The following is a 24,816-nucleotide window of genomic DNA, read 5'->3' on the forward strand; positions in this document are numbered from 1 at the left end:
CGCGTCGGCGGAGCAGGGGCGATGTGCCGAGCTCCCCTGCAGGCCGCATCCGATGCCGGAGCGGGCGGGGCGGCTGCCGCTTCTGCCGCGCCCTTCCGCACGGCTCAAGAAGCGATCGGCTGGATCACCCGCTATATTCCGCTGGCCGGCATCAAGCCGGGGCTGGAGCGGATGGAGAAGCTCATGGAGCTTCTCGGCAACCCCGAGCGACGGCTGAAGTTCATACATGTCGCCGGCACGAACGGCAAAGGCTCGGTCTGCGCCTATTTGTCCGAGGTGATCCGGCAATGCGGTTACGATGTAGGGACGTTCACATCCCCTTACATCGAGAGGTACAACGAGCGGATTCGCCTGAACGGCCATGATATTTCCGACGACGATCTGGTCAAGGTAGCGAACAAGATCAAGCCGCTGGTCGACGAGGTAGCTGCGACAGAGCTTGGACAGCCGTCGATGTTCGAAATATCGACGGTCATCGCAATCGAATATTTCGCCCGCACGGCTTACCCCGATTATGTGGTCTGGGAGACGGGGCTCGGAGGCCGTCTCGATTCCACCAACATCGTGACACCGGTCGTCTCGGTCATTACGAATATCGGGCATGACCATATGGATATATTGGGCGATACGCTGGAGCAGATCGCCGCGGAGAAAGCGGCCATCATCAAGGCCGGCGTGCCGGTCGTCAGCGCGGTGGAGCAGCCGGAGGTGGTCCAGGTCGTCTCGGAGGCGGCCCGCGTCCGCAAAAGCACGCTGTATTTGCTAAATCGGGATTATCGCTGCAGCCTTCAGGAGGCGGCAATCGACGAGCAGTCGTTCGATTTCGAAGGGCCTTTCCGCAAGCTGGACAATGTCGCGATCGGTCTGAACGGCGCGCATCAGGTGAAGAACGCCGCCGTCGCCCTGATGACGATCGAGGTGCTGCGCCAATATTACGCCTTCATCGTGGAGGACGACGACCTGTATGCCGCCATGAAGAGCGCGCGCTGGCCGGGCCGTCTGGAGACCATATCGAAGGAGCCGTTCATGGTGATCGACGGCGCCCACAACCCGGAGGGAGCCGAAATGCTGGCCCGGGCTCTGCGGGAGACGTACAAGGCGGGTAAAGTCCATTTTTTGATGGGGATGCTGGCCAACAAGAATCACGAAGGATATTTGCGGCATATACTGCCACTAGTGGATACGCTTATCGTGACCGAGCCGGACTGGCTGAAGAAAGCGCCTGCCGAAGCGTTGGCGGGACTGGCCCGGACGCTGCTGGCTGAGATGGGGCGACCGCACGTCGAAGTCGTCGTCGAACCGGACTGGAAACGGGCTTTGGAGCTTGCCAAAAGCCGTTGGACGGCACAGGACGACCTGATTGTCGTATCAGGCACGTTGTATTTGATAGGGGATGTCCGTTCCTGGATCTGTCATCAACGCGATTCTGAAAAAGGCTGGTGAGAAGCGGCGTGAATACTTCGGAACACATCCATTTTATCGGCATCGGCGGGTACGGCATGAGCGCGATCGCCAAGGTGATGCTGGAGATGGGGTACCAAGTTTCGGGTTCGGATCTGGCGCAGCAGGAGTTGACCGAAAAGCTGGCCGCCAAAGGCGCTCAGGTGTACATCGGACATCGGGCGCAAAATGTGCAGGGAGCCGATGTCGTCGTCTATTCGACGGCGTTGTCCAAAGACAATGTCGAGATGCTGGCGGCGGAACGGTTGAATATACCGATCCTTCACCGCTCGCAAATGCTGGCGCGATTGATGGATGAAAGAAAGGGAATCGCGGTCGCGGGAGCGCACGGCAAGACGACGACGTCGTCGATGATCGCGCTCGTGCTCGAGAGGTGCGGCCACGATCCGACCTTTATTATCGGCGGCGAAATCATGAATGTAGGAAGCAACGCCAAGGCGGGCAAAGGTGAATGGGTTGTCGCCGAGGCCGACGAAAGCGACGGCTCCTTCTTGCAGTACCAGCCTTTCATTGCGCTGGTCAACAATATCGAGGCCGATCATCTGGAAAACTACGACGGCAGCTTCGAGAAACTGAAGCAGGCATATTCGCAGTTTTTAAGTCAAGTGAGGCCTAACGGAAGAGCAATCGTCTGCATGGACGACCCTCATTTGCGGCACATGATTCCGCACATCAAGAGCGATGTGATCACCTACGGGATCGATGCCCAGGCAGATTATACGGCGCGCAATATCTCGCTCGGCGACCGCAAGGTTTCGTTCGAGGTGGAGCACGAAGGGCGGACGCTGGGGACGATCCGCTTGTCCATTCCCGGCCGTCATAACGTATACAACGCCCTGGCCACCTTGATCACTTGTCTGGAGGCGGGCCTCGCGTTCGAGCAGGTCGCCGAGACGATCACGGAGTTCCGCGGAGCCAAGCGGCGCTTTCAAGTGCTTGGCGAGGTCGACGATATTCTCGTCATCGACGATTACGCGCACCACCCGACGGAGATTCAGGCGACGATTCAGGCGGCCAAGGCGACGGGCAAGCGAATCATCGCCGTGTTTCAGCCCCAGCGCTATACGCGGACGTTTTTCCTGTTCGAGCAGTTCAGCAGAGCGTTCCCGGAAGCGGACGAGGTCATTATCACCGACATCTATTCGCCGGCGGGAGAGAAGCAGATCGAAGGGGTCAGCTCCGCCAAGCTGGTCGATATGATCCGGCAAAACTGCAATGGGAACGTAAAGTATATTCCGACCAAGGAAGAAGTGCAGTCCTATTTATACAAGCAGGTCAGGCCGGGCGATCTCGTGCTGACGATGGGCGCCGGCGACATATGGAAGGCGGCCGATGGTCTGGCCAAGGCGTTGATGGAACGCGACGCCGGATAAGAGCCGATGTATTGCTAGCTCCGCTGCGACTTTGTGCGCACGGAGTTTTTTTTGTTCTTTCCAAGCGGGGCGGCCATTTTTGCAAAATGCATCATCCCGATTCCGCGTAAATTTGTTCTATTCTCCTGTGGACTCTCATAGTCTAGTAACACAATAAGGGGACAAGGAGAGTTGGGGCAATGAACAAAGCTAAGATGACATTCCGGTTCGACGACCGCCTCCGCAGCGAACGGAAAGAAGCCGCACGGGAAGAGAAGAGAGAAGCGCAGGTGACCCCGCTGCATGCAGAGGGATACGAAGGGTGGGAGACGTTCCCGGAGAAGCCGGAAGCGGGTCCATCGTGGCGTGAGAGCGGCACCTATAACGGCTGGCAGGCAGGGGGCCGGCAGCCGGAAGCGCCGTATCGTCAGCACGAATCCCGCAATTTGGAAGCGTCATATCGTCAGCACGAATCCCGCAATTCGGGATCTCCGTATCGTCAGCACGAATCCCACAATTCGGAGGGCCCTTCCTTGAACGAATATACCGCCGACTTTGGCGAATGGAAAAGCCCTTTCGACGCCGAGACCGAACGGATCGAGCGTCTCGTTCGCCGCTCCGGCGGCGGCATTACGTCCAGTCCGGAGACGGGCTATGCCGAGAGCGGGGAGCATTTGCGCGATCATCGCTGGTACGAGCCGGAGGCGACAGGTTACTATGTGAAGCCGACGGGCGGATCGTGGCTGAAAATCGTGACGTCGGTAGCGGGCGCGGTCATCACCGGCGTTGCGTTCGGTTTTTTTGTCCTCAGCATGTTCACCGATCCGGGACCGGAAGCGGGCAAACCTGCAGGCAGCGCGATCGCCCCGCAGCCGGGACAAACCGAGCCCGCAGGGCAAGCCGCGGCGACCGGCCAGGAGACGGCGGCCGGAAGCGGAGGGGCGGCCGCGGATGCGAACCCCGCCGCCGGAGCGAGCGTGAAGCTGCCGGCCAAGACGTACGTGTTTCTGCAAGGCGGCGTGTTCAGCTCCGCGGAAGGGGCAGAGACGGCGCAAGCCGATTTTCGTAAGCAGGGGCTGGCCGCGGCCGCGGATTCCGGCGACAAATATCCCGTCTATGTAGGAATGGCGTTGAACCGGGATGAGGCGCTCGGGCTGACCCAAGTGTTCAAGCAGCGGAATATCGACGTCGTCGTCAAGGAACTGGTCGTGCCGTCGGCGGAGCAGGTCAAGTGGAGCGGCCCTGCGGCCGACACGCTGCAAAACTATTTAAGTGAGGGGGCGAAAATGGTGCAGCTGATCGCAGCCGAGACGATTGCGCACGCGGCGGAGGAGAAGCCGACACCGCTGAACGATTCGGCTTTGCAGTCGATCAAGTCGACGCATCAGTCCTGGCTGTCATCCGCTTCGCCTGTTGCAGAAGGGCTTGGCGAGAGCGGGAAAAGCGCGCTGCCGCGAATGAACAGCGCCCTCAATACCGCCGTCGTATCGCTTGAGGAGTATAAGAAAAATCCGTCGGCCTCATTCATTTGGCAGGCGCAAAGCGCGCTGATGCAGTATGTGCTGGCCGAGAAAGAGCTGATCCAAGCGATTGCCGTGCGCTAGCGTGATCCGTGCGAACGCGCGACGAGGGAGCTTGCGTTGGGCAAAGTCAAGCAGCCTGGGCGACGTGGCTGCCGCGGCAAGCGGCAGTCACAGGCGCTCAGGCTGCTGTCTGTGTATCGGCGGTTTGCCCGTCCGCCGCGCCAAACCGGACGCCTCAGCTTTCGGAGGCCCGGCGGCTTATGAATTTGTCCAGCAGCGAAGCGGCTTCCGCCCGGGTCAGCGGCTTGTCCGGAGCGAAGCGGGAGGGGGCGACGCCATCGATCCATCCGGCCCGCTCCAGCAGGGCGATATCCGCCGCGGCCCAATAATCCGCGCTCACGTCGGCGAACGGCTGCCGCATGTCCGTCGCGGGCGCCGTCTCCTGCTTCTCCGCCTCGGGCAGAGCAAGCCGCCGGAACAGCGACGCCGCTTCGGCCCGCGATACAGGCTGGTCGGGTCTCAGCGTCCCGTCCTCGTAGCCGTCCAGCATCCCGCTGCGCGCCGCCTGATCCAGCAGCTCAAAGGCCCAATGATCCGGACTGACATCGGTATAATCTGCCGCGCCTGCGGGGGGGATGGCGTCAGCAGCGGATGGAGCGGCTTCCGCATGATCCGCGATATTTTGCGGCTCTTCGCAGACGCCGTCCTCGTACACGGCCTGCGAGACGGACGGTTCGGGACAGCCCGCCTCATCCCGGGCGAACCCGAACGCCCTCTCCAGCAGCGCCATCCACTCCGCCCGCGTCATCGCCCGATCCGGCTCATAGCCGGCTCCGGTGCCCTGGACGAGGCCAAGCTCGCCCAGGCGCTCGACGGCCTCTTGAGCCCAATGGCCGCGAAGGTCGGGAAACAAGGCGGCGGCTTGGCCGGGGGGCAGATAAGCCTCGATGCCGCCGGCGATCCCCTCGGCCATCAGCGTTCGCTGCTCCTCGTCGGCCAGCAGCGCCGAGTCCTCCGGATTGGACAGAAAGGCGGTTTCGACTAAAATGCTGGGGATCGACCCCATTCGGACGACATAAACCGAGCTTGGCAGCAATCCCCGATTCTCGACGCCCACGATTTGCACGAATTTATCCAGCACCTTTTGAGCCAGCTCGCGGCTTTCCGGCGTGAGCGCCTTCATGGCCTCGCTTGCCGGATAATCCGCCTGCGGGTAAGCATCATCGTAATACAGCACCATCGCGCCGCGGGTGTTCGGATTGCCGTACGAGTTGGCGTGAACCGATACGAACAGGTCCGCCTGCTGCCCGCCAGCGATGTCAACGCGCTCTTTGAGCGACAAATAGATGTCGCTGTCGCGCGTCATGACGACATCGTATCCTTTTTCCGTCAAAATCTTCTGCAGCTTAAGGGCAATGTCGAGATTGACGTCCTTCTCCCGAAGCCCGTATACGCCGATCGCCCCGGGATCGTAGCCTCCGTGTCCGGCGTCAACGACAACTTTGGCCGCCTGCGCGGCCGACGACGAGGCCAGCAGCCCCATGGCGATGAAGGCAGCCAGCCATTGCTTGTAGCGCATCCGTTCCGCTCCTTCCGGTCTTGATTGTAATCGGGTTGCACTTGCCTTGAGTTCCGCGCTGTATTCGGGAAATATCTTGCAGCCGAAGGGCTCGCGCGCAGGATGCGGCGGCCGAAACGAACGTTCCTCCCATCGGCGGAGAAGTATGTTATAATGACTTGCGGAACGCCAATCTTCATTCGAAAAATTGAGATAATTGCCATTGATATCCAACCATTCCTTGGAGCAAACTGATGGAAAGAGGTACATATCCGTGATCAAGAATACATTGACGCTGATCGTTCTGCTCATCCTCGGACTGGTGGCGGGGACGCTGATCGGACAATGGCTTGCGCCGATTCCCGCCCTGTCTTTTCTGACCAATTCCGTCGAGCTCAGCTGGCGGCCGCAGGCCGACTTGCTGGCGATCCGCTACAGCCTCGATCTGCATATTCGCCTGAATTTGCTGTCGCTGCTCGGACTGGTGGCCGCCTTCCTGGTATACCGCAAGCTCTAGGACACAGCGCCGTACACTCCACTCGACAATATTCGGAAAGAGGGCTCGATTTATGACGAACAATACGGAACGACGGCTTATTTTGGCTTCTTCCTCTCCGCGCAGACAGGAATTGATCAGGTCGCTTGGCCTTCCCTATGAAATTTGCCCCAGCGACGCTGACGAAGCAACCGAACCGGGGCTTCATCCGTCTGATATTGTGGAGAGTTTATCCGTCCGCAAAGCGCGGGCCGTTTACGAACAATATAAGATGCGCAGCGAAGGGACGCCCGGACGGGGGATCGTGATCGGTTCCGATACGATCGTCGTCCTGGACGGGCTGGTGCTCGGCAAGCCCCGCGACGAGGACGATTCCTTCCGGATGCTGAAGGCGCTGCAGGGGCGGGCTCATGAAGTATACAGCGGCGTCGCCTGCATCGATCTGGAGAACGGCCGGACGATTCGCGGCAGCCGGCGCACGGCGGTGTACATGAAGCCGCTTCCTGACGAGCGGATTCGGCGCTACATCGCCACCGGCGAGCCGCGGGACAAGGCCGGGGGCTATGACACCACAATGCACCTTGGAGACATTGGTCAGTATCGTATCATATCTGAGTCGCCAGACGGTCGACCGGAAATAATTGTTGGTCACACCGTCAGTAAGGTAACTTTTAGACCGATGAGCGATGAAGAGATTTGGGCGTATGTAAAAACTGGTGATCCTTTAGATAAGGCGGGCGCGTACGGTGTACAGGGGATTGGCTCGGTATTTATTGAAAAAATCGAAGGAGATTTTTACAGTATTATGGGGCTTCCCTTGAACCTTCTTTATCAGATGTTGTTAATGCTTGGAATCAGCTTATTTAATCAATCATAGTTGAGTTGAATATTTTTCGTTTCTTTCGAAGGCGTCTATAATTGGCGCCTTATTTGTTGTTTCCTTATATGCTCAACCCAATGTTCCTTGATTAGGTCTTTTGTCCAAAACATAAATTAAAAAGAAGCATAAATTATTCCAAGACTTATGCATAGTAGAGGTGGGATTATTGACGAAAAAGCATAGATTAAAGTGTAAATTTTTTAAACCTACAAAGCGTAGAAAGAGAAGAGGCAGAAAAAAAGTAATATACAAAATTAATTGTGTAATAAAACGTTTAAATATTATTTGCCCAAAACAACCTTTTATTGGTGTTAAACCAAAAGTAAGAAGATATTTTTTTGTTGCACCCCATGACATTAATTTATCAGGAGAAAAAATAGTTTTGTTTCCCAATCAGTTTGTTGATGATAAAGGCGAGACCGTTGCCAAGTTTATTGACTTTGGTCAAGAAGGTTACTTCAATTTGTACGTTAACGGAGCATTGCAAGAGGGTAAGTTATATCACGTAAATTCCGATGAGTTAACTATTATTTCGACAGGTCAAACGATTTATAAAGGAACCCCCATTATACTTGAATCAATCGGATTTATCATAGCGAGAAAAAAATAGGTATATTCACTTGAAGATTAGCCCTGACGTTCATCTTCATTCAGAATATGATTTTATTGTATTACATTTTATGAGGAGGTTTGTTATCATGGCACTACAACTTATGAAGTTACTTGTTACGGCAACAACGACAGTTGAAACGGTTCCATCGTCACAAAAGTTTTTCTATGTAACAACTGGTGAAACCGCGGCGGGTGCAACATTGACGATTGATACTGCCGATTTTTTCGATGATACCGGGGCAGCAGCAACTGATCTTCCTGCATTGGCGACAAACAATAGTATGTATAATGTTTACATTAACGGTGTGTTGCAAATGCAGGGGATTTCAACCTATACTCCCGGAGCCACTACAGTAGGTTCACTGGTGATTAATGTACCCGCAGGAGGAGAACCTATTTTGGCGGATTCGCCGATTGTATTAGAAGTAATAAATTATGTTCCAACTTCTACGACCACGGTAAACACGTGATCTAATTAAGAGATGAGAAAAAACGATAGTGAAGTGCGGAAAGTCCGGAGTCATTCCCGGACTTTTTTGCGTTTGGCAGCGCATCGTACTAACTGGTGGGAAGAATTGGCTGACGGAGTCGGGTAACCTTGTAAGAGAAGGGAAAGTCGAATGCCATCGATGGCTCCGAAGGTAGGAAGTGGATTGTCAACACCTGACTAGACAGATTTCTTAAGTGCCTTCTCTTTGTACGCTAATGGGCTTAGATATCCTAGTGTGGAATGAATCCTAGCTTCGTTAAACCATTTGACGTATGTTCCTAGCTCTTGCTTTAACTGAGATAGCGATTCAAATTTGCGATTTTTCACGAACTCGGCTTTGATCAGCTTAAAGGTTGCCTCCGTAACTGCATTGTCATAGGGACAGCCTTTCATACTCAATGAACGCTTGATCTTGAACGTGCTGATCACTTCATCAATCGTGAGATTTCTAAACTCACTGCCACGATCTGTGTGAAAAAGCTGGATTTGGCGTAGATCTCCTTTTACGCTTGCAAATGCTTGATAGACTAGTGCGGCATCTTTAAATTTTCCGCAGCTGTAACCGATGATCTCCCGATTAAACAAGTCCACGAGCAAACAAATATAGTGCCATTTATTTGCGACCCGAACGTATGTCAAGTCACTCACAACGGCTTCCAATGGTGCTTCTTTCGCAAACTCGCGATTCAGTTCGTTCTGGATCGGCGATTCGTTACATGACGACATATGCGGTTTATACTGCGCCACTGTGTAGACCGAGACCAGGCCGTTTTTCTTCATCAGACGTCCAATGCGCCGTCTGGAAACCGTCATTCCCTCTTCTTGAAGTTTTGCTTTGATCTTCCTTGCTCCATACACGCGCTGATTCTCTCCAAAAATACGGATAATTGCTTGTTCCACCTCATCATCGACAGATGATTGCTCATTACTCTCGTAGTAGTAGGTACTCCTATTGACCTGAAGAATCTTGCACATGGCCGATATGGGATACTTATGAGCGTTTTGCTGGATTACCGTTATTTTCGTCCGAAGATCAGCGCTGCTTGCTTTAAAATATCGTTTTCCATCTTCAACCGTTGGATTTCCTTACGCAGCGCAAGGAGTTCATTCTGTTCCTCTGTCCGGTTGTCCTTTTCTTTGAAAGAACCTGTTGTTCTACTCTGTTTGACCCAACGGTCAAACGCAGATGCACTCAGATCATATTCTCTCAAAATATCTGCCCGCGGTTTCCCATTCTCGTAAAGTTGAACCATCTGTTGCTTGAACTCGTCTGTAAATGACCGACGCTCACGTTTCTGCATGACATTCTCTCCGTTCTTTGTCGATTTGATTTCAATCTACTAGACCTTAAGAGAATTGTCCAATTCAGTGTAGCCGATCCAATCAAGCGCAATCGCGGCGTTTGATGCTAAAATGAAAGATCGCGTTGAACGAGAAGATAAATTTGAGGTATCCTTAAAGAGGATAAATAAAGAACTTCAGCAACTTTCAGATGAACTCAAAGTTACTTTGTCGCAAAAAATTAAGGATATTGCCAAAAATCCAGACATGGCGGATATTATTTCTGAAACCTACGCTGAGCTAGAAGCAGAAAAACGCCAACATATCAATACCATTTCGAAGCAGATTGAGGAATTGACCGCTGTTAGAGAGAAGTCGAGTATGTTCAAGGAAGGCGCAAGAACGGCACTTCAAGTATTTGATGATATCATAGCAAAGGATACACTAAATCGTAAAGACCTTGAGATCCTTATTGACAAAATAATCGTCAGTAAAGATGGGGAACCTACAATATACTTGAAAGCCAATATTGAGCAATTACTTAATTACGATGGAGGTGATGATCCAGATGGTTCCGGTGGCGGGGACAACAAAGCCACCGTTACCTACAAGGCAGGGGCTGTGACGAAATCATTCGTATCAATTGTAGCTATGGAGAATAAAGCGGGGCATTCTGCTTAGGTAATGTCAATAAATGGTGGTTTTCACCCCTCAAAAGAACCATTTAGCACTACAAAGCAGGCTCTTACGCGATCCAAGGCTTCGGCGCGACGATGGTCGAACGGATCGAAGGCGACTATTTTACGGTCGTCGGGCTCCCGCTGTCGCTATTGGCGGAGCAGCTGTCCGAGCTTGGCGTGGACGTTTTTTAACGCTCGCTCATCCTTGAAACGACGCAGGTAGACGTTTTTAGCCGAATTGCGTCGAATACTGCCGTGGCTTCGCGCGTTCTCGGCTGATCTTGTTCAGCGCCGCTTCCGTTTTATGGGCCGGCCAGAACGGCGGGGCCGTTTATTCTGGGAGTGCGTCATGCTATAATGGAAGCTCAGGTATGCCTAGGAAAGAGGGGAATGCATGGAATCGCTCAATGGAACGTTGCGCGATGTCCCACACGAAGAACGTCCTAGAGAACGCATGATGCAGTATGGGCCTCACGCACTAAGCAACGCGGAACTGCTCGCTATTTTGCTTCGGACCGGCACGATCCAGGAATCGGCGGTCCATTTGGCCGCCCGCCTTCTCAAGCAATGCGGCGGACTGCGCGGTCTGGTCGATATGAGTCTGCACCAACTCACCGAGCTGAAGGGCATCGGCGAGGCCAAGGCGCTGCAAATCCAGGCGGGGATCGAGCTCGGGAGAAGGCTGTCCCGCACCGCGATGAGCGATGCCGTCGTCATCCGCTCGCCGCACGACGTAGCGGCGCTGCTGTCGGAGGATTTGCGCTACTTGCAGAAAGAGCATTTCGTTTGTCTGTTTCTGAATACGAAGAATCACGTGATCGCGCAGGAAACGCTGTCGATGGGCAGCCTCAACGCTTCGATCGTCCATCCGCGGGAAGTGTTCCGGGCGGCCATCAAGCGCAGCAGCGCGTCGATCATTTGCGTACATAATCATCCGAGCGGAGATCCGACGCCGAGCCCGGAAGACGTGCAGATCACCGAAAGGCTTGTCCAGGCCGGAGAAATCGTCGGGATCGAAGTGCTCGATCATGTCATTATCGGAGATCGGCGGTTCGTCTCCTTGAAGGAACACGGATTAATGTAATACCATTTGCTATTCTTGAATGCGACTATTTTTAGTTCTTTGTAACTACAGAAGGGAGAAATTTTTGCATGTTTGGTGGGTTTACCAAAGACCTGGGCATTGATTTGGGGACGGCGAATACGCTGGTCTATGTGAAAGGAAAAGGAATTATCGTTCGCGAGCCCTCTGTAGTCGCAATTCGTACGGATACGAAAACGATCGAGGCCGTAGGCGACGCCGCCAAGAAGATGATCGGCCGGACCCCCGGCAATATCCGGGCGATTCGTCCGATGAAGGACGGCGTCATCGCCGACTTCGATACGACCTCGACGATGATCAAATATTTCATTCGGCAAGCCCAGAAGGAACGCTGGCTGTTTCAGCGCCATCCGAGCGTGATGGTCTGCGTGCCGTCCGGCATTACGGCGGTGGAGAAGCGCGCTGTCGAGGACGCGACGCGGCAGGCCGGCGCGCGCGACGCCTACACGATCGAGGAGCCGTTCGCGGCGGCGATCGGCGCCGATCTTCCGGTATGGGAGCCGACGGGCAGCATGGTGGTGGATATCGGCGGAGGCACGACGGAGGTCGCCGTCATTTCGCTGGGCGGCATCGTGACAAGCCGCTCGATTCGGGTCGCCGGCGACGAGATGGACGAGGCGATCATTCAGTACATCAAGCGGACGTACAACCTGATGATCGGAGAGCGCACCGCCGAGCAGATCAAGATGGAGATCGGCTCCGCGCTGCCGATGGACCCTTCCGTTTCCTTCGAAATTCGCGGCCGGGATCTCGTGACTGGCCTGCCGAAAACGATGAAAATTTCGTCCGACGAAGTGACGGAAGCGCTGGGCGATACGGTCAACGCGATTGTCGATGCCGTCAAGGTCACCCTGGAGAAATGTCCGCCGGAGCTCGCGGCCGATATTATGGATCGCGGCATCGTGCTGACCGGCGGAGGCGGGCTGCTGCGCAATCTAGATAAGCTCCTGTCGCGCGAGACCGGCATGCCGGTGCTGGTCGCTGACAATCCGCTGGACTGCGTGGCGATCGGAACGGGCAGGGCGCTTGAAAACATCCATTTGTTCAAAATGAAATCCGGACCGGCCAGCAAAGCCAGACGCTGAGCGTCGGTGCAGGTTGGGAAGGTGTGAAGCGTGAAATTTCTGGGGAACAAACGGCTGCTCATTTTGATGGCCGGCCTGATCTGCTTTATCGTCGTCATGGGGCTTACGTTCGGCAACCGGCAGCATATGACCTGGCCGGAAAAATTCGTTAAGGATACGATAGCCTTTACGCAAGGCTTGCTGTACAAACCCGCTGCGTATATAGCGGGTTTCTTTGAAGACATGCGGTCGATCCGCACGCTGTACGAGGAAAATCAGGTGCTGAAGCAGACGCTGACCCGCTATGCGCGGGATACGACGAAGCTGAACGATCTGGAAAAGCAGAACAAGCGGCTGCAGGAGGCGCTTGGCTTCACGGAGCGGCAAAAGCAAATGAACAATTACCGCTTCCGCATCGCGGAAGTGATTGCCTACAATCCGGATCGGCTCAATCATACGATTCAGATCAATTTGGGCGAGCAGGACGGCATCCGGCCGAATATGGCGGTCATGTCCGTGAAAGGGCTGGTCGGGCGCGTCGTGCAGGTGTCCTCCTTCTACTCGACCGTGCAGCTGCTCACAGGCATCGACGACACCTCCTTCATGAGCGATTCCGCCGCGCTCGGCTCCAAGGCGATTGCCGTGACGGTGAAGGACAAGGAGGAGTCGTTCGGAGTGATCGAGAAGTACGACCCGGAGCAAGCGGCGCTGATCGTTACGAAGATCGACCCGAACGATCAGATGGCTGTAGGCGATACGATCATCACCTCGGGAAGGGGCTTGCTGTTCCCGAGCGGCATCGAGATCGGCAAGGTCGTCGAGAAGGAAGTCGGCGAATTTGGCATTACGTTCAAGGCAACCGTCGAGCCGTTCGCTTCGTTCAACCATTTGCGCGAAGTGTTCGTCGTCGAAGTGCCGGAGCTGAGGTGAGCCCATGAATCACAAATGGCTCACGGCACTGCTGTTCGGCTTGTTTTTGCTTGAGGGCACCGTGCTTCAATGGATCATCCCGGCATCGTGGCAAAGCCGGGTCATGATCGCTCCCCATTTCGTCCTCGTCGTAGTTCTTTATATCGGCTTGTACGTCAACCGCCATACGGCGCTCGTCTACGGGCTGGCGTTCGGCATGCTTCACGATTTCATTTATTATTCGCCCATGCTCGGTCCCGTGTCGTTCAGCATGGGCCTGACCGGTTATTTGGCCGGCCTGCTGCACGGCCGCGTCTATTCGAGCATCGTCGTCAGCATGCTGGCCATCGCTGCCGGCAACCTCGCTTTCGAGACGATCATGTACGGGCTTTACCGGCTGTTTCGCGTCTCGCACCTGGACCTAAGCTGGCTGTTCGTCCATCAGATGCTGCCCAGCATGCTGATCAATCTGCTGTTCGCGCTCGCCGTATACGTCCCCGTGCGCAAGCGGCTGGAAGAGATGCAGGCCAGCCGGACCGCGACGGAAGAATAATTTCTCCTCCCGCCAGCAGGAAATACCCCGGTCCAAGCCGAATTGTATAGGCTTAGGAGGTAGGAGCTTTTATGTCGGTGGCAAAGCAGCATCGCGTAACGATTAAAGGGGTGAAGGACGGCCTCGTCTTTCTGCTGGACGATTCGTGCGATTTTGACGAAGTGCTGGCAGAGTTGAAATATAAGCTTGAGAAGACGCACCAGCAAATATTGACCGGACCGATTATTCACGTTCACGTCAAGCTGGGCAAGCGGATCGCATCGGAGGAGGAGCGGGGGCTCATCCGGGAGATTATCGGCCGGAAGGGCAACCTGCTCATCCAATCGATCGAATCGTACGATCCGCTGCACCAGCGGCCGACTCCGGACAGCTCGGATGTGAAGCTCGTGCAGGGCATGCTCCGTTCCGGCCAGACGTTAATGCATGAGGGAAGCGTGCTGTTCGTCGGCGACGTCAATCCGGGCGGGACAATACTGAGCACGGGCAGCATCTACGTCATGGGAGCGCTGCGCGGGATGGCCCATGCCGGAGTGGACGGCGACGAGAAAGCGATCATCGCGGCTTCTCAGCTCAGGCCGACGCAGCTGCGCATCGCCGGCGTGATCAGCCGTCCGCCGGACGAGTGGGCGGCAGCGGACAGCTTTATGGAATTCGCCTATATCAAGGACGGACGAATGGAAATAGACAAAATTCATCATTTGCACAAGCTCGGTTGAGGGGGACCGCCGGTTGCGCGCCCGTCAGGGCCGACAGTGCACTGCAATCTAGAAGGGAGCGGGATCGTCATGGGGGAAGCAATCGTCATCACCTCAGGCAAGGGCGGCGTCGGCAAGACGACCACATCGGCCAATATCGGCACAGCGCTGGCGCTGCTGGGGAAGAAGGTCGTCATGGTCGATACCGACATCGGTCTTCGCAACTTGGACGTAGTGATGGGACTGGAGAACCGGATCATATACGATTTGATCGACGTGGCGGAAGGCCGCTGCCGGTTGCCGCAAGCACTGGTTAAGGACAAGCGGTTTGAGGAATTGTATATGCTGCCGGCGGCGCAGACGAAGGACAAGCACGCGATATCGCCGGATGCGGTGAAGCAGATCGTGACGGAGCTCAAGCAGGATTTCGAATACGTCATTATCGACTGTCCCGCAGGCATTGAGCAAGGATTCAGGAACGCCGTGGCCGGCGCCGACAAGGCCATCGTCGTCACGACGCCGGAGAATGCGGCGGTGCGCGACGCCGACCGAATTATCGGCCTGCTCGAGAAGGAGCAGCACATCGAGCCGGCCAAGCTCGTCATCAATCGGATCCGCCCGGGCATGGTGAAGAAAGGCGAGATGCTGGACATCGACGAAATTTGCTCCGTGCTGGCCATCGATCTGCTCGGCGTCGTGCCGGACGACGAATATGTGATCAAGGCGGCCAACTCCGGCGAGCCGACCGTGATGAATCCGAACTCGCGGGCGGCGGTCGCCTACCGCAATATCGCCAGGCGCATGCTGGGCGATTCGGTGCCGCTCATGCCTCTGGAAGAAAAGGCGGGATTGCTTGGCCGAATGAAGAAGTTTCTCGGGATAGGATGATATCAGCGTGCTGCAAAAATTTAAAAAAGTCGATATCTCTATTGTCCTGATCCTGCTCGCATTGCTCACGGCCAGCATCTTTCTCGTATACAGCGCGACCTATAACGATCAGAAGATCGACATCGAGATCAAAAAAATGCTGATCATCAGCGTGGTGTCGCTTGTCGCCTTCCTGTTTGTATCCATGATCGATTATCGCGAGCTCATTAAGCTGTCCCCGTATTTATACGGATTCGGGGTGCTGCTGCTTGTTGCCGTATATTTCTTTGGCGTCGAAAAAAACGGCGCCAAGGGCTGGTTTAAACTCCCGTTCGGAGGGCTCGACTTCCAGCCGGTAGAGCTTGTGAAGCTTATTCTGATCGTGGCGCTGGCCGCTTTCATGGCCCGCCGGGACGGGGAGAAGCTGACGCTGGTGCGCGACGTCATTCCGATCGGCGCCATGGCGCTGCTTCCCTTTGGGCTGGTCGCCATTCAGCCCGATTTGGGCAACGCCCTGATTTTGCTGGCGATCGTCATCGGCATGTTCTGGATCGGCAACATTCGAATCAGCTATGTATTGATTGGTCTTGCGGTGGCGGCGGGCGGGCTGTATCTGTTCGTCTTCCTGTTCAAAAACTATCACGATGCGCTGGTCGGTTTTTTCGAAGCGTTGAATGTTCCCGGGCACTGGTTGGACCGGCTCAATACGTACATCAACCCCGAGACGGCGACCCGAGACGATAAGTGGCAGGTGGAAAATTCGATGCGGGCGATCGGCTCCGGCGGGCTGCTCGGGGAGAAGTATTTGCAGGGGACGTCTGTGCAGAGCAGCTTCATTCCGTTCGCCTATTCCGATTCGATCTTCGTCGTGGTCGGCGAAGAGTTCGGGTTTGTCGGGGCTTCCTCCCTGCTGCTGCTTTATTTCGTGCTCATTTACCGCATGATTCTGATTGCCATCAACAGCAATATGCTGAGCGGATCGTACATCATCATCGGCATCGTATCGATGCTGGTGTTTCAAATTTTCGAGAACGTCGGCATGATGATCGGCATTATGCCGCTGACCGGCATTACGCTGCCCTTCATAAGCTACGGAGGAAGCTCGCTGCTCATCAATATGATGGCGATGGGGCTTGTCATGAGCATCAAGCTGCATAACGACAAGCCGATCGAAGAAATATAGCTGCTTTATCAGCTTCTGCTTGATCAAGTCCGCTCCGACGGGGGTGGATAGGCAGCAGGCGAACCGGCCTTTTGGCCGGTTTTTTGCTTTGGCGTTGAGCGAAAACAGGGATGTTTTGCAAGACAAGCTCATAGGATGAATTATACAAGCTGTGCCGCCAAGGTTAGGGCCGCTTCGCGGCTGTTCATACCGATCGAGCGACGCCGATGGGGAGGGAAGGAACCGAATGCAGACGAAACATAACGTGCGCCAGCGGAGAATGCAAAAGCTCAAGCGGCTGCAGGATGGCCGGGAAACGCCGCATGCCGCGTCCTGGCCGCGGGATACATACAGCGAGCGCGAGGCGTACCGCACCGTATATCCGGCGGAATCGGATTGGCGGGAGGCGCCGGAAGCCCAGGCTGCGGACCCCGAGCAGGAGTGGAACCGCAAATGGGAGCGCGATCTGCAGCGTTACCGCACGGAGGGGCGGGGCTTCGGCGGAACGTCCGGAGGGCCGGGCCCCGGCTTCAGCCGCTTCCGCGCTCATCTGCTCATCAGCGGCCTGCTGTATGCCTCGATCTGGGGCTTGTTTCAGTTGGATCATCCTTGGGCGGAGCAAGGGCGGGATTGGGTGAACTCCGCGCTGACCGAGCCGTTCGATACCGGGAAGCTGGCGGCTTGGTATGAGAAGCGGTTCGGGGGCGCGCCGTCGTTCCTGCCGGCATTGGACCCGCTGCGGCACCAGGAGGCGGAGAAGGTGAACGCCGCAAGCAAGCATTATTTTGTCCCGCTGGAAGGCCGGCTGATCGCGCCCTTCACGCCGGATGCCGGCGGCGTCCGCATCGAGGCGGAGGCCGGAATGCCGGTATTTGCCATGGATACGGGGCGCGTCGTCTATGCGGGAGATAACGGGCAGACGGGCTTCACGGTCGTCATTCAGCATGCGGACGGCATCAGATCGGTATACGGGCATTTGGACAAGGCCAATGTGCAGCCGAACGATTGGATCAAAGGAGGGGAGACCGTCGGCACGGTAGCCAAGCAGCCGCCGCCATCGGACGATTGGCTTTATTTTGCGGTTTCCAAGGACGGCGCGGCCGTCGATCCGGCGGACGTGGTTTCGTTTGATTAAGCAGGCATGGGACCGCTGGTTCGGCGTTCGCGTTCGCATCCATCCGTTATTTTCTGTCATCCTGCTCTTGTCCGCCATAACCGGGTATTTCATCGAAATCGTGACGCTGTTCGGCGTCGTGCTGATCCATGAGCTCGGACATGCGGCGGCGGCCAAAGGCTTTGGCTGGCGGCTGAAGGAGGTGCAGCTGCTGCCTTTTGGCGGCGTAGCGGTGACCGAGGAGTCGGGCAGCGTGCCGCTGTGGCAGGAGGTTGTCGTCGTGCTGGCCGGGCCGCTGCAAAATGTGTGGCTGCTTATGCTCGGCTGGGCGGCCGCTTCGCTCGGGCTGCTGCCCGAGGCGTGGGGCAGCTACTTTGTGCAAGCGAATCTGCTGATCGCGCTGTTCAACCTGCTGCCGATCCTGCCGCTGGATGGAGGGAAGCTGCTGCAGGCGGCCCTCTGCTTGCGGCTTCCGTATAAGACGGCGATGCGCTGCTCCCTGGTGATCAGCCTGGCGGCCGGTTCGCTCATGACGCTGGCGGCATGCCTTAATTTGCTCGCCGGGCAAGGCGGGATTCAGCTCAACTGGCTGCTGATCGGCCTGTTCCTGCTGGCAGTGAACGGGTCCGATCTGAGAAGGCTGCCGTATTATTTTATGCGTTTTCTCGTTCATCGCGAAACGGTCTGGCGGCGCCTTGCCGGGCGCGGCGCGCTGGCCTGGCCGATCGTCGTCGGAGGCCGCCGGAGCGTCTCGGACATCGTCAAGCTGTTCATGCGCGATAAGCTTCACCTCGTGTACGTGGTGGATGAACAGGGGCGAATCTGCAAGGTCATGCCGGAAACAAGGCTGATCGACCATTATTTCGACGAGACGAAAAGGAGTTTGCCCTTGTCCGAGCTTTTCCCCTGATTGTATGGTACAATAAGGCCGAGGTGTTGCACGATGAAGCGCATACTGGTCCAATGCAGCGGAGGACAGACCCAGGTAGCCGTCACCGAAGACGGCAGATTAGTGGAGTATTATCAGGAAAGCCGCGACCGCAGCCAGCTGGCCGGAAACATCTATATCGGGCGGGTAGTCCGCGTGCTGCAGGGGATGCAGGCCGCGTTTGTGGATATCGGTTTGGATAAGAACGTATTTCTATATATTGACGATCTGCTGCCCGCTCATTTGGAAAAGCAGCCGAAAGAGAAGCCGCCAATTCACGACCTTGTGAAGGTCGGACAGCAGCTGATGGTGCAGGTGGTGAAAGAACCGGTCGGAAGCAAGGGCGCCCGGGTAACGACGCATTATTCGATTCCCGGGCGCTTTGGCGTCTATATGCCCTATGCCGGATATGTCGCCGTATCCCGCAAAATCGACGGGACGGCCGAACGGGAACGGCTCAAGAGGGCGGCGGAGCGAAATTTGAAGCCGGAGGAAGGCTTTATTGTAAGGACGGCCGCTAGCGGGGCGGCGGAGGAGGCGATCGTCGCCGATCTGAACGAGCTGCGCAGCAGGTGGCGGCAGCTGGAGGAGGAAGCGAGGCGGAGCGGCGAAGTCCCGCGCAAAGTATATTCGGACCTGGATCTGCTGCCTCGCCTCATACGTGATCTGTTCAGGGACGATGTAGACGAGCTGTTGGTGGACAAGCCGGATGCGCACGCGGAAATATGCTCTTACGTCCGTTCCGGCTCTTCCGGGCTGGCGGCCCGGGTGCGGCTGTCGCAGGAGCCTTCCCTGTTCGATGCCCATCAGATCATGCAGCAGCTGGAGCAGGGGATGAAGCGGAAAATTTGGCTGGACAACGGGGCTTATCTGATCATCGACCGGACGGAAGCGCTGACCGTGATCGACGTCAACACCGGCAAGTATACCGGATCGGTGGGGCTGGACAGCACCGCCTTCGATACGAATATGGCGGCGGCCCGCGAGATTGCCAGACTGCTTAGGCTGAGGGATATCGGCGGCCTGATCATTATCGATTTTATCGATATGGAAGCGGAACGCTACCGCCAGCAGGTGCTGGAGGAGCTGACCCGGGAAACGCGCAAAGACCGGACAAAAACGTTCGTTGTCGGCTGGACCAAGCTCGGGCTGGTGGAGATGACCCGCAAAAAGGTGCGCGACAGCCAGGAAGCCGCCGCCGCGAAGCTGTGTCCCGTATGCGGCGGCAGCGGTTGGATTTTTGGCGACAGAGAATGACGGTTACCGGTTCGCAGCAGGTCTAAAAAAGAGGTTGCAACAGGCTAATGAATTATGATAATATATTCGAGTGTGTTGCTATGCATGCTGTAACCGCGCGAAGCGGGTTTTTAAGCGTCTGCAGCCGCTAGGCGGCAGGCCACCTGGCTCTTAGGCGAGTCTGAGACATGGGAGGTGCAACGAATGTACGCAATTATCGAAACTGGCGGGAAGCAATACAAGGTTCAACAAGGCGACGTGCTCTTTATCGAGAAGCTGGATGCTAGCGAAGGCGACGCCGTTACGTTTGACCGGGTGCTTGCCGTATCCAAGGACGGCAGCCTGACGCTGGGCGCTCCGCTCGTGGAAGGTGCGAAGGTTTCCGCGAAAGTAGAAAAACACGTCAAAGGCGAGAAAATCATCGTTTACAAGTATAAAGCGAAGAAAAATTATCGCCGCAAGCAAGGCCATCGTCAGCCGTATACCAAAGTCGTGATCGAAAGCATCCAGGCTTAAGGTGTGGTTGAATGATTAACGTAACGATCCGCCGCGGACAAGACGGCAAGATCGAACGGTTCCGCGTGGAAGGCCATGCGTATTACGACGACCCGGGCAAAGACATCGTCTGCGCCGGCGTTTCGGCCGTAACCGTGGGCACCGTCAACGCCATCGAGGCGCTGCTCGGACTGGAGCTGAAGACGCGAGTCGAGAACGGCTTTCTTCAGGCGGACATTCCTTCCGGCAACCTCGATCCGGATGGCAAGGTGCAGCTTCTGCTCGAATCGATGGTCGTTATGCTGCAATCGATCGAACAATCGTATGGTGCATATATAGCCATTTCCAACACACATCAATGAATAAAGGAGGTAGACTGGCATGTTGCAATTGAATCTCCAATTGTTCGCTTCCAAGAAGGGCGTAGGCTCCACGAAGAACGGCCGCGACAGCATTGCGAAGCGACTTGGCGTCAAGCGCGCTGACGGCCAGAAAGTAACGGCAGGCAGCATTCTCGTGCGCCAGCGTGGAACGAAGATTCACCCCGGAACGAACGTGGGCATCGGTTCGGATGATACGCTGTTTGCGAAGGTTGAAGGCGTCGTAAAATTCGAGCGTCTGGGCCGCGATCGCAAAAAAGTGAGCGTCTACCCTGTCAGTGCGGCTCCGGTAGCTGCGACGGTAGAAGCGTAATGGCCATTCATGGATTTGAACCCCTGGCGGAACCGCCGGGGGTTTTTAACATTTGAAACAATAAGATGAAGTTTTCGGCCTGACATGCTATACTGGAAAGGCGTAATCCATGAAACGAGCCGTGATGAATTTCAGGTTCCACGAAAGAGGTTGAATCATGACGTCTGACGCAAACGGGCGAACGGAGCCGAAAGACGCTGCCGCACCGCAATCCGGGGCGGGCGCCGCGCTCGGGAAGGCAACGGAAACCGAACTGCGCATGCTTCGTTTATTCAATCATTACCGGCACGATTGGATGAATGATATCCAACTGCTGTTCGGCTACGTGAAGCTGAAAAAGTTTGATAAATTACCCGCCTTGATGGAGAAAATAACGCATAAGGTGCAGCAGGAAGGCCTCGTCTCGAGACTTGGCGTCCCGGCCTTGATCCTGCATTTGCTGTCCTTTCAGGCGGAAGTGAAGGAGCTAAAGCTTGAGGTGCTGATGGAGCAGGAAGTGCACTTGGACGAGCTTGACTATGCGCCTGACGTGTGTCGGACAGTAGAGTACGTGTTGGAGGCGTTCCGTAACGAAGCGTCCCTCTCGCAGGATGGGGATAACGAACTCACGCTTTACTGGAACAGGGAAGCCGACGAGCTGGAAGTGAAGGCGGTTTACAACGGAGAATACCGGGAAAGCTCCATACGACAGGCGGAAGCGGATGCGGCCGAACGAAGCGGCCGGGCGCAGTTTGCCGCTTTTTATGAGAGCGGGCGAGCTGAATGGTCGTTTTGCTGGAGCGAAGGAGCTGTACCGGCTTCGCATACATAATGGGGTGGAAAGATGTTTGTCGATAAAGCGAAAATTTATGTAAAAGGCGGAGACGGAGGCGACGGGATCGTCGCCTTTCGCCGTGAGAAATACGTGCCGGAAGGAGGGCCGGCCGGAGGGGACGGAGGGGACGGAGGCGACGTCATCTTCCGCGTGGATGAAGGGCTGCGCACATTGGTCGATTTCCGTTACCAGAAGCATTTTAAGGCGCCGCGGGGCGAGAAAGGACGGAACAAGTCGCAGCATGGGGCCAATGCGGAGGACATGATCGTCCGGGTACCGCCGGGAACCGTTGTCATCGACGACGATACGCAGGAGGTGATCGCCGACCTGACGCGGCACGGCCAGGAGGTCGTCGTCGCCAAGGGAGGCCGCGGCGGCAGAGGCAACGTGCGGTTTGCGACGCCGAGCAACCCCGCTCCGGAAATATCCGAGAACGGCGAGGAAGGGCAGGAGCGGTGGGTTGTGCTGGAACTGAAGGTGCTGGCGGACGTCGGGCTCGTCGGCTTCCCGAGCGTGGGCAAATCGACGCTGCTGTCGGTCGTATCCGGGGCGAGGCCGAAGATTGGGGCGTATCATTTTACGACGCTGACCCCGAACCTCGGCGTCGTCGATGTCGGCGACGGCCGCAGCTTCGTCATGGCCGATTTGCCGGGACTGATCGAAGGGGCGCATCAGGGCGTAGGCCTCGGGCACGAATTTTTGCGCCATGTGGAGCGGACGCGGCTCATTCTGCATGTGATCGACATGGCGGCTACGGAAGGGCGCGACCCGTTCGAGGACTGGCTCAAAATCAATGACGAGCTGAAGCTGTACAATGCCAAGCTGGAGGAGCGGCCTCAGATCGTCGTCGCCAACAAGATGGATATTCCGGAAGCGCAGGAGCAGCTGAAGCTGTTTCGGGAGCGGCTCGCGGCGCATGGCCGCGAAGACATCGAGATTTTTCCGATATCGGCCGTATCGAAACAGGGCGTGCAGGAGCTGTTGTACAAGGTGGCTGACCGGCTGGAGGCGATCCCCGAGACGCCGGCGGTTGAGGAGCTGCCAGAGGTCGAGGAACGGAAGGTGTACCGGCTTGAGGCAAGCGATGACGACGGGTTTACGATTCGCCGCGAGAACGATGTATTCGTTGTCGACAGTCCGAGTATTGAAAAGCTGATCAAGCGGACCAATTTCAGCACGCATGAATCGGTGATGCGCTTTGCCCGGATTTTGCGTCATAAAGGCGTCGATCAGGCGCTCCGCGAGCGCGGGGCGAAGGATGGGACGACGATACGCATCGGCGATTTTGAATTTGAATTCGTGGAGCAGGGAGAATAACGATCAGGTCGGCATCATAGCACCAACATGCCACGCAACGGCAGGTTGGTGCTATTTTATTTTGTTTAGGGAATAAATAAAACCGAACGTTATATTAATAAAATATATATAATGTTCGTAAAATAACATTATATCGAGAATAAATAGGAATTTTATCTATGTGATCAAATAAAATCGTGAACTTTTTGCAAAAATCCATTGAACTTTCGACAAATCCTCTGTATAGTATTGAACTGTAAAGAAAACTAACATTAAAAAGACATGAATCGAACAATTACAGGAGGATGAGTGAAATGGATGTGAGAAGCTTTCGGAAAGCGGGCCATTTTCCGAGTTTAGTGTCAGCATTTCTCTATTTTGATGTTAGTTTTATGATTTGGGTGTTGTGCGGCGCGTTATCGTTGTACATTACCAAAGATTTCGGCCTGACCGATGCGCAGCGGGCGACGATGGTCGCGATTCCGACGCTCGGCGGTTCCCTGTTCCGCATTCCGATGGGGATATTGGCGGATCGGATCGGTTCCCGCAAGGCGGGCATCATCGGCATGATGCTGACGATTATTCCGCTCTTGTGGGGCTGGCTGGGCGGCACGACGCTGAACAGCGTGCTGGCGCTTGGCTTTTTGCTCGGCATTGCCGGAGCGAGCTTCGCCGTCTCCCTGTCGCTTGCCAGCCGCTGGTATCCGCCGCAGTATCAAGGTTTGGCGATGGGCATCGCCGGGGCGGGCAACAGCGGGACGGCGCTGGCGACCTTCTTCGGTCCGCACCTGGCCAACGCGTACGGCTGGCACAACGTATTCGGCCTGGCCATCATACCGCTCATGCTTGTCCTGATCGCGTTCATGCTGATGGCGAAGGATAGCCCGAATCAACCGGAGCCGAAAAAGCTGGTCGACTATTTGGCGGCATTCAAGTATGCCGACACATGGTGGTTCTGTCTGTTCTATGCGATTACGTTCGGGGGCTTTGTCGGATTTTCCAGCTATTTCAGCATTTTCTTCTTTGATGTATATGGCGAGGAGAGCGTCCAGGGCGGGCTCACCCGGGTGCAAATCGGCTACCTCGTTACGATCACCGTCATCGCCGGCAGCATGTTCCGACCCATCGGCGGATATATTGCCGACCGGATCGGCGGCATGCGCTTCATGCTCGGGCTGTTCGCCGTCATTACCGTTTGCGCCTTCGGCATCTCGACGATGCCTTCGTCCTTCCTGGTCATGCTGCTGCTCACCAGCATTATGATGGCTTGCCTCGGGATGGGGAACGGCTCGATCTTCCAAATCGTGCCCCAGCGCTTCTCCAAGGAGATCGGCGTCGTGACGGGGATTGTCGGGGCGGCCGGCGGTCTCGGCGGATTTTTGCTCCCCAACAACGTGCTCGGGCCGCTGAAGCAGGCGACGGGCTCGCATGTGACCGGCTTTATCGTCGTCGCTTCGATCGTGCTGGTCGTTACCCTGGTGTTCTATGCGGTGACGCGCAGCTGGAGGAAGTCATGGGCTTCCGCCGATAGCGGAGTCAACTTTTAGAATGCGGA

The 24,816-nt window shown here is 56.0% G+C and carries 26 protein-coding genes, 1 pseudogene and 1 other annotated feature; of the genes and pseudogenes, 25 read left to right on the top strand and 2 right to left on the bottom strand.

Translation table 11 applies throughout. The features are described from left to right. Positions 1-21: 21 nt before the first annotated feature. From F591_RS0104905 to F591_RS0104915, 3 genes are all read left to right on the top strand, one after another. Positions 22-1,443 carry a bifunctional folylpolyglutamate synthase/dihydrofolate synthase gene (locus F591_RS0104905; protein WP_051109106.1) on the top strand — a complete coding sequence of 474 codons (1,422 nt, stop codon included), beginning with the start codon at positions 22-24 and terminating at the stop codon, positions 1,441-1,443. Between the two features lie 8 nt (positions 1,444-1,451). Next, the gene (gene murC / locus F591_RS0104910) at positions 1,452-2,834 is read left to right on the top strand and encodes a UDP-N-acetylmuramate--L-alanine ligase (protein WP_019533474.1); all 1,383 of its coding nucleotides are present in this window, start codon (positions 1,452-1,454) and stop codon (positions 2,832-2,834) included. 179 nt (positions 2,835-3,013) lie between these two features. Further along, positions 3,014-4,417, top strand: coding sequence for an SPOR domain-containing protein (locus F591_RS0104915; RefSeq protein WP_019533475.1), 1,404 nt, complete (start codon positions 3,014-3,016; stop codon positions 4,415-4,417). 154 nt (positions 4,418-4,571) lie between these two features. On the opposite strand, the gene F591_RS0104920 is transcribed toward F591_RS0104915, so the two are convergent. Then, on the bottom strand, positions 4,572-5,915 hold the full coding sequence (locus F591_RS0104920) for an N-acetylmuramoyl-L-alanine amidase (protein ID WP_019533476.1): 1,344 nt from the start codon (positions 5,913-5,915) through the stop codon (positions 4,572-4,574). Positions 5,916-6,168: 253 nt separating this feature from the next. Here F591_RS0104920 and F591_RS0104925 point away from each other — a divergent pair, with 253 nt between their 5' ends. From F591_RS0104925 to F591_RS0104940, 4 genes are all read left to right on the top strand, one after another. Next, positions 6,169-6,411, top strand: a complete 243-nt coding sequence (locus F591_RS0104925) for a DUF4321 domain-containing protein (protein WP_019533477.1) — start codon at positions 6,169-6,171, stop codon at positions 6,409-6,411. Positions 6,412-6,463: 52 nt separating this feature from the next. Beyond that, positions 6,464-7,267: a Maf family protein gene (locus F591_RS0104930; RefSeq protein ID WP_019533478.1), complete on the top strand. Its 804-nt coding sequence runs from the start codon at positions 6,464-6,466 to the stop codon at positions 7,265-7,267. Positions 7,268-7,436: 169 nt separating this feature from the next. Next, positions 7,437-7,880 carry a DUF4183 domain-containing protein gene (locus tag F591_RS30015; RefSeq protein WP_169445835.1) on the top strand — a complete coding sequence of 148 codons (444 nt, stop codon included), beginning with the start codon at positions 7,437-7,439 and terminating at the stop codon, positions 7,878-7,880. Between the two features lie 88 nt (positions 7,881-7,968). Then, the gene (locus F591_RS0104940) at positions 7,969-8,352 is read left to right on the top strand and encodes a DUF4183 domain-containing protein (protein WP_019533480.1); all 384 of its coding nucleotides are present in this window, start codon (positions 7,969-7,971) and stop codon (positions 8,350-8,352) included. A 197-nt stretch (positions 8,353-8,549) separates the two neighbouring features. Here F591_RS0104940 and F591_RS0104945 read toward each other — a convergent pair. Next, positions 8,550-9,673 (bottom strand): IS3 family transposase gene (locus F591_RS0104945; protein ID WP_156829459.1). Its coding sequence is split into 2 segments (ribosomal slippage): positions 8,550-9,424 and positions 9,424-9,673, totalling 1,125 coding nucleotides; the frame shifts between segments, so codons are not numbered across the junction. Between the two features lie 112 nt (positions 9,674-9,785). Between F591_RS0104945 and F591_RS0104955 the strand changes: the two genes are divergently transcribed. The 18 genes and pseudogenes from F591_RS0104955 (at position 9,786) to F591_RS0105040 (ending at position 24,808) form a co-directional block, all read left to right on the top strand. Then, positions 9,786-10,334 carry a hypothetical protein gene (locus F591_RS0104955; RefSeq protein ID WP_019533482.1) on the top strand — a complete coding sequence of 183 codons (549 nt, stop codon included), beginning with the start codon at positions 9,786-9,788 and terminating at the stop codon, positions 10,332-10,334. A gap of 53 nt (positions 10,335-10,387) precedes the next feature. Further along, positions 10,388-10,525: pseudogene (locus F591_RS31245) on the top strand (Maf family protein); the annotation flags it as partial. Between the two features lie 202 nt (positions 10,526-10,727). Next, a complete protein-coding gene (gene radC, locus F591_RS0104965) occupies positions 10,728-11,417 on the top strand; it encodes a RadC family protein (RefSeq protein WP_026326379.1) in 690 nt (229 codons plus the stop codon). Positions 11,418-11,485: 68 nt separating this feature from the next. Next, entirely contained in the window at positions 11,486-12,520 is a 1,035-nt protein-coding gene (locus tag F591_RS0104970; RefSeq protein WP_019533485.1) for a rod shape-determining protein, read from the top strand. Between the two features lie 30 nt (positions 12,521-12,550). Next, positions 12,551-13,429: a rod shape-determining protein MreC gene (gene mreC / locus F591_RS0104975; RefSeq protein ID WP_019533486.1), complete on the top strand. Its 879-nt coding sequence runs from the start codon at positions 12,551-12,553 to the stop codon at positions 13,427-13,429. Positions 13,430-13,433: 4 nt separating this feature from the next. Then, positions 13,434-13,961 carry a rod shape-determining protein MreD gene (mreD, locus tag F591_RS0104980; RefSeq protein ID WP_019533487.1) on the top strand — a complete coding sequence of 176 codons (528 nt, stop codon included), beginning with the start codon at positions 13,434-13,436 and terminating at the stop codon, positions 13,959-13,961. A 71-nt stretch (positions 13,962-14,032) separates the two neighbouring features. Beyond that, positions 14,033-14,677, top strand: a complete 645-nt coding sequence (locus F591_RS0104985) for a septum site-determining protein MinC (RefSeq protein WP_019533488.1) — start codon at positions 14,033-14,035, stop codon at positions 14,675-14,677. 69 nt (positions 14,678-14,746) lie between these two features. Further along, positions 14,747-15,544, top strand: a complete 798-nt coding sequence (gene minD / locus F591_RS0104990) for a septum site-determining protein MinD (RefSeq protein WP_019533489.1) — start codon at positions 14,747-14,749, stop codon at positions 15,542-15,544. Between the two features lie 7 nt (positions 15,545-15,551). Then, positions 15,552-16,706, top strand: a complete 1,155-nt coding sequence (locus F591_RS0104995; RefSeq protein WP_019533490.1) for an FtsW/RodA/SpoVE family cell cycle protein — start codon at positions 15,552-15,554, stop codon at positions 16,704-16,706. A 226-nt stretch (positions 16,707-16,932) separates the two neighbouring features. Next, on the top strand, positions 16,933-17,820 hold the full coding sequence (locus tag F591_RS0105000; RefSeq protein WP_019533491.1) for a M23 family metallopeptidase: 888 nt from the start codon (positions 16,933-16,935) through the stop codon (positions 17,818-17,820). Next, complete coding sequence (locus F591_RS0105005) at positions 17,813-18,709, top strand: site-2 protease family protein (RefSeq protein ID WP_019533492.1); 897 nt, start codon at positions 17,813-17,815, stop codon at positions 18,707-18,709. Before F591_RS0105000 ends, F591_RS0105005 begins: the two co-directional genes overlap by 8 nt. Before the next feature lie 33 nt (positions 18,710-18,742). Continuing rightward, positions 18,743-19,984 (top strand): Rne/Rng family ribonuclease, encoded by a 1,242-nt coding sequence (locus F591_RS0105010; protein WP_019533493.1) that lies wholly within the window; start codon positions 18,743-18,745, stop codon positions 19,982-19,984. Positions 19,985-20,065: 81 nt separating this feature from the next. Continuing rightward, positions 20,066-20,156, top strand: a sequence feature (ribosomal protein L21 leader region). An 11-nt stretch (positions 20,157-20,167) separates the two neighbouring features. Then, positions 20,168-20,479, top strand: coding sequence for a 50S ribosomal protein L21 (gene rplU / locus F591_RS0105015; protein WP_019533494.1), 312 nt, complete (start codon positions 20,168-20,170; stop codon positions 20,477-20,479). An 11-nt stretch (positions 20,480-20,490) separates the two neighbouring features. Next, entirely contained in the window at positions 20,491-20,820 is a 330-nt protein-coding gene (locus F591_RS0105020; RefSeq protein ID WP_019533495.1) for a ribosomal-processing cysteine protease Prp, read from the top strand. A gap of 19 nt (positions 20,821-20,839) precedes the next feature. Continuing rightward, positions 20,840-21,151 carry a 50S ribosomal protein L27 gene (rpmA, locus tag F591_RS0105025; RefSeq protein WP_019533496.1) on the top strand — a complete coding sequence of 104 codons (312 nt, stop codon included), beginning with the start codon at positions 20,840-20,842 and terminating at the stop codon, positions 21,149-21,151. 157 nt (positions 21,152-21,308) lie between these two features. Further along, the gene (locus F591_RS30025) at positions 21,309-21,962 is read left to right on the top strand and encodes a Spo0B domain-containing protein (protein ID WP_019533497.1); all 654 of its coding nucleotides are present in this window, start codon (positions 21,309-21,311) and stop codon (positions 21,960-21,962) included. Between the two features lie 12 nt (positions 21,963-21,974). After that, positions 21,975-23,282 (top strand): GTPase ObgE, encoded by a 1,308-nt coding sequence (gene obgE, locus F591_RS0105035; RefSeq protein WP_019533498.1) that lies wholly within the window; start codon positions 21,975-21,977, stop codon positions 23,280-23,282. Between the two features lie 293 nt (positions 23,283-23,575). Then, positions 23,576-24,808: an MFS transporter gene (locus F591_RS0105040; protein ID WP_019533499.1), complete on the top strand. Its 1,233-nt coding sequence runs from the start codon at positions 23,576-23,578 to the stop codon at positions 24,806-24,808. Positions 24,809-24,816: the final 8 nt, after the last annotated feature.

Source organism: Paenibacillus ginsengihumi DSM 21568 (genome assembly GCF_000380965.1).
Classification (GTDB): domain Bacteria; phylum Bacillota; class Bacilli; order Paenibacillales; family NBRC-103111; genus Paenibacillus_G; species Paenibacillus_G ginsengihumi.

Bases quoted from the DNA above. Each gene is read 5' to 3' on its own strand.
- F591_RS0105010 (WP_019533493.1), top strand. From the start codon at position 18,743: ATGAAGCGCATACTGGTCCAATGCAGCGGAGGACAGACCCAGGTAGCC.
- mreD (WP_019533487.1), top strand. From the start codon at position 13,434: ATGAATCACAAATGGCTCACGGCACTGCTGTTCGGCTTGTTTTTGCTT.
- F591_RS0104955 (WP_019533482.1), top strand. From the start codon at position 9,786: ATGAAAGATCGCGTTGAACGAGAAGATAAATTTGAGGTATCCTTAAAG.
- F591_RS0105000 (WP_019533491.1), top strand. From the start codon at position 16,933: ATGCAGACGAAACATAACGTGCGCCAGCGGAGAATGCAAAAGCTCAAG.
- F591_RS0104905 (WP_051109106.1), top strand. From the start codon at position 22: ATGTGCCGAGCTCCCCTGCAGGCCGCATCCGATGCCGGAGCGGGCGGG.
- F591_RS0104915 (WP_019533475.1), top strand. From the start codon at position 3,014: ATGAACAAAGCTAAGATGACATTCCGGTTCGACGACCGCCTCCGCAGC.
- radC (WP_026326379.1), top strand. From the start codon at position 10,728: ATGGAATCGCTCAATGGAACGTTGCGCGATGTCCCACACGAAGAACGT.
- rplU (WP_019533494.1), top strand. From the start codon at position 20,168: ATGTACGCAATTATCGAAACTGGCGGGAAGCAATACAAGGTTCAACAA.
- F591_RS30025 (WP_019533497.1), top strand. From the start codon at position 21,309: ATGACGTCTGACGCAAACGGGCGAACGGAGCCGAAAGACGCTGCCGCA.
- F591_RS0104920 (WP_019533476.1), bottom strand. From the start codon at position 5,915: ATGCGCTACAAGCAATGGCTGGCTGCCTTCATCGCCATGGGGCTGCTG.
- F591_RS0105040 (WP_019533499.1), top strand. From the start codon at position 23,576: ATGGATGTGAGAAGCTTTCGGAAAGCGGGCCATTTTCCGAGTTTAGTG.
- minD (WP_019533489.1), top strand. From the start codon at position 14,747: ATGGGGGAAGCAATCGTCATCACCTCAGGCAAGGGCGGCGTCGGCAAG.
- F591_RS0104970 (WP_019533485.1), top strand. From the start codon at position 11,486: ATGTTTGGTGGGTTTACCAAAGACCTGGGCATTGATTTGGGGACGGCG.
- F591_RS0104930 (WP_019533478.1), top strand. From the start codon at position 6,464: ATGACGAACAATACGGAACGACGGCTTATTTTGGCTTCTTCCTCTCCG.
- F591_RS0104985 (WP_019533488.1), top strand. From the start codon at position 14,033: ATGTCGGTGGCAAAGCAGCATCGCGTAACGATTAAAGGGGTGAAGGAC.
- rpmA (WP_019533496.1), top strand. From the start codon at position 20,840: ATGTTGCAATTGAATCTCCAATTGTTCGCTTCCAAGAAGGGCGTAGGC.
- obgE (WP_019533498.1), top strand. From the start codon at position 21,975: ATGTTTGTCGATAAAGCGAAAATTTATGTAAAAGGCGGAGACGGAGGC.
- F591_RS0105020 (WP_019533495.1), top strand. From the start codon at position 20,491: ATGATTAACGTAACGATCCGCCGCGGACAAGACGGCAAGATCGAACGG.
- F591_RS0104940 (WP_019533480.1), top strand. From the start codon at position 7,969: ATGGCACTACAACTTATGAAGTTACTTGTTACGGCAACAACGACAGTT.